9 protein-coding genes and 4 pseudogenes are annotated in these 13,806 nt (G+C 46.9%); 6 read left to right on the forward strand and 7 right to left on the reverse strand.

Annotated elements, in window-relative coordinates; translation table 11 throughout:
• Positions 1–181 precede the first annotated feature (181 nt).
• From O9332_RS09295 to O9332_RS28375, 3 genes and pseudogenes are all read left to right on the forward strand, one after another.
• Positions 182–383, forward strand: a pseudogene (locus O9332_RS09295) (helix-turn-helix domain-containing protein); the annotation flags it as partial.
• Positions 382–789, forward strand: coding sequence for a cytidine deaminase (gene cdd / locus O9332_RS09300; protein WP_288025079.1), 408 nt, complete (start codon positions 382–384; stop codon positions 787–789). The pseudogene O9332_RS09295 and the gene cdd, both read left to right, overlap by 2 nt.
• 506 nt (positions 790–1,295) lie before the next feature.
• Positions 1,296–1,538 (forward strand): annotated as a pseudogene (locus O9332_RS28375) (zinc ribbon domain-containing protein); the annotation flags it as partial.
• A gap of 253 nt (positions 1,539–1,791) precedes the next feature.
• Here the strand turns inward: O9332_RS28375 and O9332_RS09315 are convergent.
• The gene (locus O9332_RS09315) at positions 1,792–5,661 is read right to left on the reverse strand and encodes a peroxidase family protein (protein WP_288025081.1); all 3,870 of its coding nucleotides are present in this window, start codon (positions 5,659–5,661) and stop codon (positions 1,792–1,794) included.
• A gap of 263 nt (positions 5,662–5,924) precedes the next feature.
• Between O9332_RS09315 and O9332_RS09320 the strand changes: the two are divergent.
• Positions 5,925–6,317: pseudogene (locus O9332_RS09320) on the forward strand (IS1634 family transposase); the annotation flags it as partial.
• A gap of 863 nt (positions 6,318–7,180) precedes the next feature.
• On the opposite strand, the gene O9332_RS09325 reads toward O9332_RS09320, so the two are convergent.
• Complete coding sequence (locus O9332_RS09325) at positions 7,181–8,443, reverse strand: YcjF family protein (RefSeq protein WP_288025084.1); 1,263 nt, start codon at positions 8,441–8,443, stop codon at positions 7,181–7,183.
• A gap of 58 nt (positions 8,444–8,501) precedes the next feature.
• Here O9332_RS09325 and O9332_RS09330 point away from each other — a divergent pair, with 58 nt between their 5' ends.
• Entirely contained in the window at positions 8,502–9,677 is a 1,176-nt protein-coding gene (locus O9332_RS09330; RefSeq protein ID WP_002760764.1) for a DUF4336 domain-containing protein, read from the forward strand.
• Positions 9,678–9,735: 58 nt separating this feature from the next.
• Positions 9,736–10,044 (forward strand): ssr2422 family thylakoid membrane protein, encoded by a 309-nt coding sequence (locus O9332_RS09335; protein ID WP_002760756.1) that lies wholly within the window; start codon positions 9,736–9,738, stop codon positions 10,042–10,044.
• 77 nt (positions 10,045–10,121) lie between these two features.
• On the opposite strand, the gene O9332_RS09340 is transcribed toward O9332_RS09335, so the two are convergent.
• From O9332_RS09340 to O9332_RS09360, 5 genes and pseudogenes are all read right to left on the reverse strand, one after another.
• Positions 10,122–11,258 carry an amino acid ABC transporter permease gene (locus O9332_RS09340; RefSeq protein ID WP_288025089.1) on the reverse strand — a complete coding sequence of 379 codons (1,137 nt, stop codon included), beginning with the start codon at positions 11,256–11,258 and terminating at the stop codon, positions 10,122–10,124.
• A gap of 229 nt (positions 11,259–11,487) precedes the next feature.
• Positions 11,488–11,754, reverse strand: coding sequence for a photosystem I reaction center subunit PsaK (gene psaK / locus O9332_RS09345; protein WP_002760753.1), 267 nt, complete (start codon positions 11,752–11,754; stop codon positions 11,488–11,490).
• 144 nt (positions 11,755–11,898) lie between these two features.
• Entirely contained in the window at positions 11,899–12,135 is a 237-nt protein-coding gene (rpmB, locus tag O9332_RS09350; RefSeq protein ID WP_002732080.1) for a 50S ribosomal protein L28, read from the reverse strand.
• Positions 12,136–12,389: 254 nt separating this feature from the next.
• Positions 12,390–12,812, reverse strand: a pseudogene (locus O9332_RS09355) (PIN-like domain-containing protein).
• The gene (locus O9332_RS09360; RefSeq protein ID WP_016516788.1) at positions 12,809–13,525 is read right to left on the reverse strand and encodes a DUF433 domain-containing protein; all 717 of its coding nucleotides are present in this window, start codon (positions 13,523–13,525) and stop codon (positions 12,809–12,811) included. The pseudogene O9332_RS09355 and the gene O9332_RS09360 overlap by 4 nt, the downstream one beginning before the upstream one ends.
• Between the last annotated feature and the right edge of the window lie 281 nt (positions 13,526–13,806).

The following is a 13,806-nucleotide window of genomic DNA, read 5'->3' on the forward strand; positions in this document are numbered from 1 at the left end:
AGCTCAGCATCCCTATAAAACTCAAATCTTGGACTTCCATTCCTGCAAAACCCAATGGGCAACTCGTTCACTCTATTTTGAGGGACAGAAGCGAAATCAATTCTGTATCCTACACTACCGTTTGAATTTGGAATTGCTGGCACGACTCCTTAAGAGTTGACAGAGAAAGGCTCATGAGGTATTGTCCGCTCAATACAACAACAAATCCCAAAAACTAAGCCACCAACATCTTAACATAGAACAAAGAAACTTGCTCTACCAACCTAGTCAAGAGGGAAATTTATCTCAACGGCAAATGGCCGTCTTGCTCGGATGTCATCAAAGCACGACCAAAGCGATAATTAAGAAGTAATCAAAGTTGCCTCGGATGCTATCTAGCCGATGACCCTATCTGACCAAGAAAGACAACAACTCTGTGACACTGCTCGGGAAGTGGCGAAACTTTCCTATTCTCCCTATTCCCGTTTTCGGGTGGGGGCAGCGGTCTTGACAGATAAAAAGATTTATGCTGGTACTAATGTAGAGAACGCTAGTTATGGCTTGAGTTTGTGCGCGGAAAGGGCAACTTTAGCGCAAATAGTCGCAGCGGGCGATCGAGAAGTACGGGCGATCGCTATAGCCTGTATCGATGGGGTGGACAAGGATGATATTAGTCAGTTAACTCCCTGCGGAGCCTGTCGTCAATGGATAGCCGAATTAGCGCCGCAAGCGGAGATTATTATCTGTGGAACTCAGCAAAATTATCGTTTTAATCTCTCGGATTTACTGCCTTTTTCCTTTCGTTTTTAACTGTGGGTAATGGGGGGAGGAGCGAGCGTTTACTCATTTTGCGCTGATAGGAAATGCGATCGAGATAGGGTTGGCTGAATAAATCTAAAAACCTTGTTGGGTAAGACTTTTAGACTTTTTGGACATCAAAAAGTGCCAGCCATTGGAGGGATCGGGGGGAAAATTCCGGGACTTTTTCCCTGAAAATGGGTAAAACCCTACACCCCACACCCTACACCCGTTCGGACCTCGGCGTGAGCTTTTGTCGAACGCAAAAGCTCACGGCCGAAGCCCACACCCTGCCCCCACGAAAAACTTTTTCAGCAAACCCTAAATATGGTAAGGCTACGGTAGCCGTACCACCTCACAACACAAGTCAAAATTGCTCTAATTGTGCTCAAAAAGTACCTAAATCACGCGATGTGCGACTAAAAACGACAGAATCAGGGTTCCAGAGGATACTTTATCTCTGCTAATTTCTGAAAGCCTTGTAAATCAAGACTAAAAATATAGTTGCACATCGCGTTAAATCTCTATCTACAAGAACATAGATTTGTCCCGATTGTGGCTATGTAGAAGATAGAGACATTAACGCCGCTATCAATATTCTGAAAAGAGGACTAAGTACGGTAGAGCATACCGAAACCCCCCCCTGGCGAATGTTGGATACGTCCTGCCAGATTAAGGAAACTCGGCGGAACCAAGAATCCCTCGCTTTTAGCGACGGGAGTGTCAATGTGCTAAACGCTTTTCAAATGAGCGAACCGTGAGTCCTGAAATTTTCTGGTTCTCATTAAGCCGAGATTTTGTGGCAACTTATTGAGAATGTAGTCTCTGAAACGCTCATAATTGCCTTCCATATTCTCAATAACTACGGCGGATTCAGGATTAGTCTGGTACATTCTCCACGCGGAAAAGCTTATCCAATAAGGAATTAGCTGTGCCAGACGAATAAAGCAACCGCCGTAATTGATTCTCAATTGCAATAAAATCCAGTATGATTTATTACGCTTCCAGGGCCGCTCACATCAGGAAGAAATCGCTGCTGACCAGGTTGGGGAAGACCGCGTTGGCCGACGCCACATCCGAGGGGAAGGCCGGATTGAAGCGGTTCAGGTTGGCGATCTGCGTGGCCGCGACAACGCCGGTGCCGTCGGGATCAAAGAACAGATCACCGTTGGAGAGGTTGTAGATGAAGCGTTGGTTCGCCGTAGTGGCCACCGTGGCCCCGGCCTCCGCCCGCAGCTGGGCCGCGGTGAGGGTGGAGCCGCTCAGGCCTGCGTAGACGATCTTGTCGAAGACCAGTTTGTCCACACCGGAGGTGAAGTCCCGCAGCTGATCCACCCCATTGAGGCCTGGGGCTTCGTTGAAGGTGAAGAGATCGTTTCCTCCACCCCCTGTGATGATGTCGTTCCCCTGGCCGCCGATGAGGGTGTCGTTACCAGCCTGTCCCTTCACCAGATCATTGCCGAGGCTGCCGCTGACAACGTCGTCGCCATTGCCGCCGTTGAGATCATCGGCGCCATCCTCACCGAAGAGGCTGTCGTTCCCCTCTCCGCCATACATATCGTCGTTGCCGGTGCCGCCATACATCTGATCTTTGCCGGCATCCCCACGCAACATATCAAAGCCGTTTTCACCGTAGATCGTGTCATCCCCTTCACCGCCATCGACAAAGTCATTGTCATCGCCGGCCCAGAAGGTGTCCGCGCCTGCATCGCCCCACATGCAGTCATCCCCACCCAAGCCCTTGAATTGATCGGCGCCGCTGGTGCCGCCAAAGAGCTCGCTGGCCTTGCCCTCCCCGTTGGGACTGAACACGCCGCGGGCATCAAGGTAGTTGCCACCATTGCCGACAAGCACGCCATTCACATAGCCAGCCCTGCCCACCAACCGTTGAGTTCCGGTGATATCAACCACCGTCTGAGTGGCCCCAAGCAATAAAGCTTCAGAAGAATAGGTGTTGAAGCTCTGCAGGGATCGCTCATAATCAGCATCATTCACCGCAAAGATCTTGTGGTAGAGATGCTTCACTCCCGTGGCGGCCATTACCATGTCGGCCACCGTCTTCCCCTTGATTTCCTCCACCAGATCCGTGGCAGCCAGCTTGCTCAGGTAGTAGGCCTCATCACCCCGCTGCAGTTGCTGCATCTGGTAGGCATAGATGAAATCATGGGTGGGGCCAAGCATACCGCCGGGGGTTTTGGCCTCTGCCAATCCACCCAGCCAGAGGGAGATCTTTTGGAAGTCCTGGTTGCCGCTGGGCGTGTTCACGGGCGCTGAGGGATTCAGGGCATCCGTGCTGCTGCCGCCGTAGAGCAGGCCCATGAAGGCCCCATCCCCCATGGCCAAATCCGCCGCAGCGGAGAGGGCGGCGGCGTAGGTGGCGGCCGCGCCGGGAGCCGGACTGGCTTGCAGTTGATTCCAATAGGAGAGATCGGCATTGCCCGAATAGCCGCTGAGGATGGCATCGCGGGCGTAGGCCATAATGAACGTCTTCAACGATTCGGGATGAAGCAGATGGGCTCCAAAATCTCTCCAACTGATATAAGGCCGCAGGTTGGCCTCCAGGGCCGCAAGGTTGGCGTCAATGGCATTGTTGGCCTGCACCAACCCGGTGGTCCCATCTGGAGAGGTACGCACGCCACGAAGGTAGGTTTGAATCTGGCGACGGGCTTCATTGAGGGGCGTGATGCCGGTATCCAGTCCGCGGGCGATGTTGAGGGCACCCAGATCCAAGGGGAGGCCTACCAGGGCGTTTTGAAGGGTGTTGGTGATGAATTCATCGGTGGCGTTGCCCACCTGCTGGCTCATCCCCGCGGCGATCTGCCCTGCCGTGTCGCCCGTGTAGATCTGGGGGGCGAGAAAGGCCTGCAGCAGCGGGATGTCCATCTGCCCGCCGGGGTTAGCCAGGCCCGTTTGCTGGTTCACCGAGGTGAGGGCCACGGTTTCGGTGAGCTGGGAATGGCCGAAGCGAAAGGCGCTGGAGGCGAATTCCGCCAAGATGCTGGCATTGAAGCCGGCGTTGTTGTTGTTGCCCGCATTGGGACCGGCGAATGCACCCAGGTTGGGGGTAATGCGCCGCGCGTACTCCTGCAACACATGGTGTTGGTAGAAGTTTTCATTGGCCAGCTTGGCGATTTCAAACAGCTCTTGTCCGGAAAGGGCCTGGTTATTACCATTGTTTCCGGCATTTTGGGCGAGATTGGCCTGAATCTGAGACAGGATATTGTTGTGGGTTGTGACAAAGATCTCATGCATTGCCGTGAGACCAATATTTTCATTCAGGCGCCCATCTCCGCCCACAGCGTGTTGATTCAGCCGAGAGGGATCCTTCAGATCACCGTTGGCTTTGAAGGGATCGCTGCCAGCAGGCTGGGGAACTCCTTTCCAGTCACTGGCCAGATCGATCAGAAAGGCTGAACCGGCCTTGGCAAGCACCTGATTGGAGGTGACGGCCGCCGTATCAAAGACGTAGCTCTTCTGCCCCGACACCTTGTCGAGCACCACAAAGGCATAGCGCCCCGCATTGGGCTGGCCCTGGGGGATGATCTCCACCAGGGGCACAGACAGCACATCGCGATCGCGCAAGGTCAGGCCAATGCGCTCGGCATTCTTTTTCAGGTCAAACCAGCGGGCGGTGGAGTTTTGCGGATCTGTGAGCAGCCGGCCCGTGAGTTCGCCATTGCCCTTGTATTCCCGCATGAAAATGGCATGGCTCTCCACCGAGCCATAGACCTGGTTGAGATCAAAAAAGGCGGAGGTTTGGTTGATGCTCTCGCCATTGCGTGGGGTGAGCTTCAGCACGCTCTGGCCGCTGTCGTTAGTGGTGGTGGAGGCAACCACGCCGGTGAAGGCCGCCTTGCTGTTGATGGTGGCCACCACATCGTTGAGGGTGGCGCCCGCATTGATCACGATCAGCTGCTCATTGAGCACCAAGGTCCCCCCACTGGTGCCAGTGAAGCTGGTGCCGATGGCGGCGTTCTCATTGTCCACATCCCATTGGCTGGGGCGGCTGTAGCCCGCTAGGCCTAGCTCCGCCACCAGGGCATCGCGGCTGCCCTCGCCGATCTCCACCTGCACCGTGTTGGTGCGGGAGAGGGCCATGAAGTTGGTGGGCGAGCCAGGGGTGTAAAGGCTGTCTCCAGGGAGCAGGGGGATCAGCAGGCTGCCATCCTTGCCCTTGGCGAGAAAATCCATGCCGTGGTCGTTGTATTGGCCAAACAGGGCGAAAAAGCCTGAATTCGGCAGGGGATTTCCGGTATTGGAGCCATTCACCCCATTGCCACCGGTGAGAATGGTTTCATGGCGGGTGTTGTTTTTCTGGCTCACCCGCTTGCCGGCCTGGGTGCCAGCCTGGGTCCACTCCCTGGCGTAGGGATCATCCAACAACTGCAGCGCTGTCCTGCCGCTTTGATTGGAAACCAGATTGCTGATCAGCCTGGGGCTGGCATCAAAGATGTCGGGATTGCTGGGATTGGCATAGCCGCGAAGGCTGTAATCAAGCGTATAGTTTTGGTCGTAGACGACCGCTCCCGTCTGGAAGTTGATCTGGAAACCACCCGTGGCTTGCGTGAAGCTCTGGCTGGTGAGACGGCGAAACAGCGTGCCCGTCCCCCCAGCCATGAATTTCGGATCTGTGGTGGACAAGGGGTAGGGTGCCGTGGTGGGGGTGATGCCGCCACCCACCTGGTAACGCAATTGATCCGTGCCATCGACAAAGCGGATGCCGCTGGTGGCCTTGGCACCCGTCACACCCGGATTGAAGCCCGGCAGAACGGCGAGACGGGGATCGTTGTTCCATTCCTTGTAGACGCGATATTGATAACGGAGAAAAAACAGATCGTCGATTGTGAACGTATCAATCACCGAATCGAAATTGGGATTTGGCATGATTTGGTAGTGTGCAATACTTTTCCTACATTCATTATGGCATACTGAGGTACAGCCGACATCCGTGTAACCCACATTCCGCATCCTCAACTGTCACATTGGCTGTCCCCGTCTAGAGACTTGAGTAAAAAGACTTAGCTGGTGAGGATTTTCTCTGCGTCCGCTAGGGGGGTCTTGAGACCCCTAATTATGAAAAAATAGGAATTGTTGGAAAACTTAGGCGAGTGGGCTGTTCGACCATGAATGGCCAATTCAAGTCTGAAAGTGAGGATATTATCAAAAAATATAAAGGGCAACAAGCTCCGGAAAGAGGATTTTCTTTTCTCAAAGACCCCAGCTTTTTTGCCGACAGTGTCTTTCTCAAATCTCCCCAGAGAATTGAGGTCCTGGCCAGGCTAAGGGGCTTGTGCCTGCTGGTTTATACTATTGGTCAAAGACAACTTCGTTTAAGTTTAAAACAGCAGGAGACGGGACTGAAAAATCCGTTGGGTAAGTTGACTGACCGACCGACGTTACGCTGGATATTTCAGGGCTTCCAAGGAATTCATCTCCGACCTATTCAAGACAATCAAAAGATTAGCAACTTAACGGACGAGAGGCGCAACATTTTGAGATTTTTCCCCAAACCTTGCCAAGAATATTATCTCTTATCTTGACCAGATGGATTGACTTCAAGGGGTGACAAAACAAAGCGAGCAACTCGAACATCTCCCGCTAGATGTTAAGTCTGATGGACCGGTCATTCTCAACAAGCACTGTTTATTGAGAATGACCGGGGGAACCCTGAAAATTTCGGCTTAGTTGGCGGCAGCTTGCCGCCAACTCACTCCTCTAGATAAGTATTTTGATACTAAATCCGTTGAGTATAGGCTACATATCAGGACAGGCAAAAAGCAACAGGCTTCGGCCGTGAGATCAGCGTTCGACAAAAGCGTTCGACAAAAGCTCACGCGGCTCGACTGAGCTCGCCGAACGTCCGAAGTCTCACGCCGAAGTCTCACGCCGAGGTCCGAACGGCAAAAGGCAAAGGGGAGAATAAATAATCAGTTTTTAATAACTGGATTTAGTATGACTCACGCCCCTTCCTCTTTTGAGACGTTGTGACACTTAGGGTGCGGAATGTGGGCTACAAGCTCGGCACAGTATTAGGCAGTGCCTTCGGTATTGCACTGAAAACGTCTAACTGATAACTGTTATTAGTCATTTCACTTTGGCACACTGGACAAATCTATATCTACATACCACAAATTCTTAAGATATTTTCCCATCGCTCTAGAGTGTATCAGATTTATTTGAAATGACTATATAGCGTTTTTCAGTCTGCTGAGGTACAAAAGTTATGGGTTTTAGGCAAAAGGCAAGAGGCAAAAGTCAAAAGGGAAGAAAAATATGTGTACCTCACTAGCTTATAGCGGTGTGCAGTCGTATTAGGTACAGTGTCACAAGCTATAAACCATGCTAGGCAAAGCTTGGTCTGTATCTCACTCAAGCGCTTACCGCTATAATCTTTGAATACCGCTTAATTATCTCCTCCCGTAGCGACATTTTTAAATCTTTCTTGGGCAGCAGAAAAAGCCTCTTTCATCACCATTTGAATCCTTTTAGGATCGGGTTTTTTACCCCCCATTAAATCGCCAAAATAGACACAAGCGCCCTCTCCTAGGGCCCAGGTATAGGCGGCGGCCCAAGAAGCGGCGATAACACTGCCAAAACCGGGGATAAATTTCACCAATTCCCGACCGATGGCCTGGGCCAAAAAGCCTCCAGCGATCGCACTTACGACTCCACCGGCCTGGGATGGGGTTAAGACTTGACCGTATAATTTGCCTAAAACCCCCACCATTGACACTTGTAGGGCGGTTAAAACGGGCATAGTCGCTAAGGGTAAGGGAATCGCCGCCAAGGTCGCCGCTATGACGGAAAAGGCTAACATATAGCGTCGGGCCACGTCCCGATAGAGATTGCCTAATTTATTGCTGGTTTCCCGATCTAAAAGTTGGTGGATGGTGTTAGCCTCGGCTTTTGGCAATAAATCGGCTAAATTGTCTCTAAATGCCTCTAAACCGTAAAAAACGGGGTTATAACCGTCTTCTTCTAGGGTAAAATCTATTAGCACAGAATTGTCATATAAATCCTTAAAAGTTTCTTTAATTTCTTGATAGGCGCGATTGATATCCTCGCAATCGGGAGGATAAGGGGGATGATCAACGGTATTAGGAGGATAAAGCTGATGAAGACAGGTGACAGCCAGTAAACAGGGTATTTTAGGGTATTTTTGCCGCAGTTGTTTGGTAATTTCTAGGAGGCTATCGGTGGCAAAATCATTAATTTTTACCGTCACGATAAAAACCTGGGCCCGTCCCGTATTTTCGGCTAAATCTGCTAATAATTCCGCGATTACCCTGTCTGTGTGTTGATAGGCATCCCCTAACCCCACCGTATCGGTAAAAATCAACAGGGGTAAGTCTTCTGCGGGGTAGGTGTAGCGCTGGGTGTTTTGGGTGTGGGGACGGAAACCTTGCCCGACGATTTCCGCCGAAACTCCCGTTATTCCCCGAATAATCGAACTTTTTCCCGTTTGCGGTTTGCCGATTAACAGCGCCTCGGTGGTGGGTAATTCTTGACGGACTTTTTCTAAAATTTCCGCCACTTGAGTGTCACTAACACTAAACCACTGGAGGACAGTATTAGTCAACTGGTCGATGGGGAGTCTTTTCATCACTTCCCCCGTGAGACTATTCCAAGTATTGACCAAAGAATCAATGGGCAGTTTATCAGTCATGGGGATTAGAAGGGTTTATGATAACTAAAATAGAGATTTTCAGCAATAGAATCAGACGATGACAAAAGCCGCAATAACTCCGCAAGATTTATCATGGCCTTTTTGGCCAATTGTACCACTTTATCCCTACGGTCAAAGACGGACAATTCGCCAAGAAGTGGTGAAAGATACGCTCTGGACATTTGAGCAATTGCAGGGTATTTTTTATGTGGTCGTGCCGATTCGCATGACGGTAATTAAGTTAGCATCCGGGGGTTTATTTGTTTATGCACCAGTGGCCCCGACTCCTGAATGTATTCGCTTAATGCGTGAGTTGGAAGGTGAACACGGGGAAGTTAAATATATTATTTTGCCGACGATTTCTGGGATTGAACATAAGGTTTTTGTTGGTCCTTTTGCCCGTTATTTTCCTAAGGCTATAGTTTATGTTGCTCCTAATCAATGGAGTTTTCCTCTTAATTTACCTTTGAGTTGGTTGGGTTTACCGGCAAAACGAACGGAAATTTTACCTGCTGACTCGGCAACCACTCCTTTAGGAAAAGATTTTAGTTATGAAATTTTACCCGCAATTGATCTGAATGTGGGATACTTCTCGGAGGTGGCTTTTTTTCATCACTACTCTCAAACTCTGCTGCTGACTGATGGAATTATTTCTATCCCAGAAAATCCTCCCGCTATTTTAGAATTAGACCCCTATCCTCTCCTGTTTCACGCTAAAAATAGTGCTAAGGATTTGGTGGAGGATACCCCAGAAAATCGCCGTCGGGGTTGGCAGAGAATTTGTCTTTTTGCTCTTTATTTTCAACCTCCTGTTTTAGCTGTTCCCAATTGGATTAAGGTCTTTCGAGATGCTTTTACTGCTAAGGAAAAGAGTAAAAAAGCCTATTTTGGTTTATTCCCTTTTCAATGGGGGGATGATTGGCAAAGGACTTTTTTAAATTTGCGTCGAGAGGGGAGGTTAATAGTAGCCCCAATTTTGCAAACTTTGATTCTTAATCGCACTACTGACGAGGTTAGTCAATGGGTTGATAGAATTTACCAATGGCCGATTAAACAGGTTATTCCTTGTCATTTTGCTAGTCCGATTCAAGCTGATAGTCAAGAGTTTCAGCAGGCTTTTTCTTTCTTGTCAAAAGATTCTTATTTACCTAAAGATGACTTGGAATGTTTAGAAAGTATTGATAGTTTTTTAGTGCGCTGGCGATTGACTCCTCCTCCTGATAAAAAATTGTAATTTATGGCTAAGAACTGCTATAATATATGCGGTTGTTAGTTGATTGCTAATCAAGGTCATGCAAATTCCCGAAAATCCCAGTAATGATGACATCAGAGCGGCGTTGATTCAATTAAGTGATGAAGTTAGTGATTTGCAAGAAAAATTCAGCCAATCCCAGGACGTATTCAGTAAGTGGCGAGATGAAATAGGACAAAAAATTGATCGCATAGACTATAAATTTGATGCCTATCAAAAAGGTACAGATGGTATGGTGAGAATGGCTACTACTATCATCATTGCCACCGCTTCTGTGGTAGTTTTATCTAGTCTTAGTCCTGCGGTGACAGCAATTATCACCGCTTTATATTCTGCTAATGCTCATTAATTAATTTATCACTAAATTCTGGTGCGTTACACTACCTTTTGGTGCGATTCGGTGCGTTACGCACTCGCTAACACACCCTATCTTTCTTGAATTTTTACCCGTTTGTTTAATTGATTCATAGCCAGAGAAATCACCAGATTAAAGAATAAATAGGTGGACATAACTACTATTAACATCTCTAGAGCTTTTCCTGTCTGATTAGCGATGGTACTAGAGATAGCATAAATATCATTATAACCAATAGCGATCGCTAAACTAGAGTTTTTAACCAGGTTTAAACATTCATTAGTTAAAGGAGGAATAATCACTGGCAAAGCTTGGGGAAAAATTACTAATCTCATCACTAATAAAGGTTTTAATCCCAAGGCTTTAGCTGCTTCCCATTGTCCCCGATTAACCGATTGAATCCCCCCCCGTACCGTTTCCGCAATAAAGGCAGCTGTATAAACAGTTAAACCGATTAAGAGAGTAGCAAACTCAGAAGAAAGATGTAAACCAAAGTCAATATTTTGATTAAGAGGATTAACTTGGGGACTTTGCCATTGTAAACCCCAGATTAGAGGAATTATAACTAGGATTAGTAGGCTAGTTAGGCATAAACTAAGTTTATTTTTTAGGTATAAAAATACTGAGATAATTATTCCTAAAGCAATGATAGCTAAGGCTAACCATGTCCTGAAACTATTAGCGGGAAAAGGTAAATAGACTCCTGAGTTATTTAAGAATACCCTGCCAAAAAACTCTAGAGAGTCCTCAATCTTCGGCAGTTTTAGAAATACAGCAAAATACCAGAAAAATAATTGTAATAATAAAGGAGTATTGCGAATAGTTTCCACATAAATTGTTGCTAACTGACGAATTAACCAATTATCCGACAAGCGACCTAACCCGATGACTATTCCCAGACTAATCGCCAAAAATATGCCAGTAATCATAATGCGGAGGGAATTAACTAATCCCACCAAAAGAGCGCGAAAATAGGTATCGGTGGGACTGTAGGCAATAGGAGAGTCACCAATAGCAAAAGAGGCTGGTCGGTCGGGATCAAAGAGAAAGCCAAAGCCAAAACTTAAGCGTAAGCGTTGGAAATTAATCACTAAATTGCGGCCAAAAAACCAGAAAATTAGGCAGACAATTAGCAGGATAATTACCTGTAGAAAAATCTTCTGAAATCGCTCATCGTACCAAAAAGAATTTTTTTGAGGTAAAGTCATATTTATTATAAGTAAGTGGTTCTAATTAAATAGAAGATAGATTTTGCCTCTGATCCCCCCTGCCCCCCTTGATAAGGGGGGTGCCGATCCCCCCTTAGTCCCCCCTTAATCCCCCCTTAATAAGGGGGGCATCTGATAATTTTTAACACCTACCTACTTATATAGTCCAGAATTTTTCACAAAAGAAATCGGTGACTTTTGGCCACCGATTGAGAAAATCAAAACATATTTAGATAACTCCCAGACGGGAAAGACCGAGGATGACACCGGCACCGAGGACATGACCAAAACTGGTAGTACCCAGTAAAGCGCCTAATCCCATACCACCGAATAAAGCGGGGGAAGGTAAAGCAGGACCGACATTTTGTTGTTGAATAGTCGCTTTACCGAAAGCAATAGCGAGAATATTGCAGATAATCATGACAATCGCCACTTTGGGACTCCATTCGCTGGAACCTTGCACGGCGGTGGCGGCCATTAATAGGGTTGAGTACATTGAAATTCTCCTGAACAGGTCGTTTTAAGTTTTTAATCTTAAAGGTAGTTTTCACCCCACATCACGCCCTGTTGCAATACTTAATAATCAAAAGCAGAGGAGTAAACCATACAGCCGATTCGTCTCCACTTCCGAACTACTCGCTTAGTACAAATTTAAGTTTAAGCCTACTTCTCTAGCGAAGACGGCTAATCCTTTCTTTTCAATGGTTTTGATAGCTTTGGTGGAGATGCGTAGTTTTACCCAACGGTTGCCTTCCGACCACCAAACTCTTTTCCATTGTAGGTTAGCTTCTTGTAATTTTTTGGTGCGACGGTGGGAGTGGGACACCGCATAGGCGTTATTGGCCTTTTTCCCCGTCATAGTACAGACTCTAGACATAATTTACTCCTGTGCGATCGATGTTTGTCAATAGTCAACCTTTCTAGTTTAACTCAAATCTCGCCAGAAGTCCCCCCCTTCCCCTGGGTGAAGTGAACGGAGATAAATTTAACAGCAAGTGGGGGGATTAAGAAGTTGATTAAACCGGTTCACTGCTCAGACAATTTCGACAATTGCCTCAAAGGTAATGGTGAGAATATTGTCAACAAATTTAGCTGTAATTTTTTACTGAATAAAAAATATTTTAATAAGTTTTACATAGTTTCTATTATTCTGGTTAATTCATTTTTATTTTTCCACAATTTGACTTGACAATTTTGGTAAATTTTGGCGATAAAAGGGGCTTAATTATCTTGGGTTATTCTTTCGATTTTATCGATTGTTTCGACAAAAATATTAATCATGGTTTGACGAGGTAAGTTGCCAGAAACTAGAACAAATACTTGAGCCTGATAACGGGCTATCTGTTGAACTTCTAAAATATTTCTACCAATGTTTACATCTTTAGTTAATACTATCCATCCTCTTTGACTAACAATAGGTAGCCAATCCGTATCCGGTGCATCTGGGGCAAAATGGGCATGATGAAATTCAATTTTAACCCCTATTTCTTGCAAAGCTTCACCGATAGATTTTCCTAAAGCGCGGTCTATAAAATAGGTGTATTGATAGGTCATGCCGCTTGCCAATTGCACTCGAATAAAATCGCTTTTTCAATTTGCCAAGGTTGACAATTATAATCATTGGCAATATCTTCTATAGAGTCCCCCGCATCATAAAGTTCTGTGACAACTTTAGTGGGAATTCCTGTTCCTGTGATCACGGGTTTTCCGAAGGAAATATTAGGGTCTATCTTTAGGACTTTATTGCTGAAGTCTTCCCCATTTATGTCGATAGTGGGAAAAAGCCGTGTGGCGATATCTTGTTCATCCCATTCAATACGAGTTAAGAGATTATTTAAGAATTGTTTCATCGTCAATTGTCCCGAACGGGAGGCATTAATTAAATGTTCAAATTGTTCAATAAAAAGGTCAATTCCATCGGTACTAAATTGTTTTTGAACTAGAGGATGATCGGTGTTAAATTGTTCACTAATATAGTCTAGGGCAAGTCTAACTTTATCGAGAGGGATGTTATGAACTTTGCGAATAACTCTTAAAACGTGCGCTTCCACTAAGTTAGTAAAGGAAAGTTGCGGAATATTCGGATTAGGTCGTTGAATGAGGGGTAAAAACTCTTTTTGTCCTTTTTTAGTGGGGTAGGTGCGTCCTCGTACCCACGTTCTCAGAGTGGGTAAAGGAATATGGAGATAGCGCGCAGTATCGGCTATAGTGTAGGTGGGAACATGATAGAGATGCTCTAGAGATAAGGGAGATGATGCTTTGACCATCGTTAATATTTTGGTGAAGTTGTTGAGATGAGATTATCGCCTATTATTTCATTCTAGCTAATTTTGGTATCCTTGAGGATAGGGATAAAGCAGGGTACATCTTATTTTTGTAAATCTAGCAAGTTGGGATTTTTACGCGAAAACTCTCTGATAAAATTGGGCATTACTTCCGACTTTATTAATCAATCCAAGCTTTTGGGGGGTTCTACCCCCCAAACCCCCCGTTGGGGGCGTGGCGCCGCCCCCAAACCCCCCGCGCATTAGCTTTTCGGTGGGATGCT

Origin of the sequence: Microcystis sp. LE19-10.1B (assembly GCF_027530565.1) — a bacterium.
GTDB classification, from domain to species: domain Bacteria; phylum Cyanobacteriota; class Cyanobacteriia; order Cyanobacteriales; family Microcystaceae; genus Microcystis; species Microcystis aeruginosa.

Coding starts and splice junctions, on each gene's coding strand:
- cdd (WP_288025079.1), top strand. CDS start 382: ATGACCCTATCTGACCAAGAAAGACAACAACTCTGTGACACTGCTCGG.
- O9332_RS09315 (WP_288025081.1), bottom strand. CDS start 5,661: ATGCCAAATCCCAATTTCGATTCGGTGATTGATACGTTCACAATCGAC.
- O9332_RS09325 (WP_288025084.1), bottom strand. CDS start 8,443: ATGACTGATAAACTGCCCATTGATTCTTTGGTCAATACTTGGAATAGT.
- O9332_RS09330 (WP_002760764.1), top strand. CDS start 8,502: ATGACAAAAGCCGCAATAACTCCGCAAGATTTATCATGGCCTTTTTGG.
- O9332_RS09335 (WP_002760756.1), top strand. CDS start 9,736: ATGCAAATTCCCGAAAATCCCAGTAATGATGACATCAGAGCGGCGTTG.
- O9332_RS09340 (WP_288025089.1), bottom strand. CDS start 11,258: ATGACTTTACCTCAAAAAAATTCTTTTTGGTACGATGAGCGATTTCAG.
- psaK (WP_002760753.1), bottom strand. CDS start 11,754: ATGTACTCAACCCTATTAATGGCCGCCACCGCCGTGCAAGGTTCCAGC.
- rpmB (WP_002732080.1), bottom strand. CDS start 12,135: ATGTCTAGAGTCTGTACTATGACGGGGAAAAAGGCCAATAACGCCTAT.
- O9332_RS09360 (WP_016516788.1), bottom strand. CDS start 13,525: ATGGTCAAAGCATCATCTCCCTTATCTCTAGAGCATCTCTATCATGTT.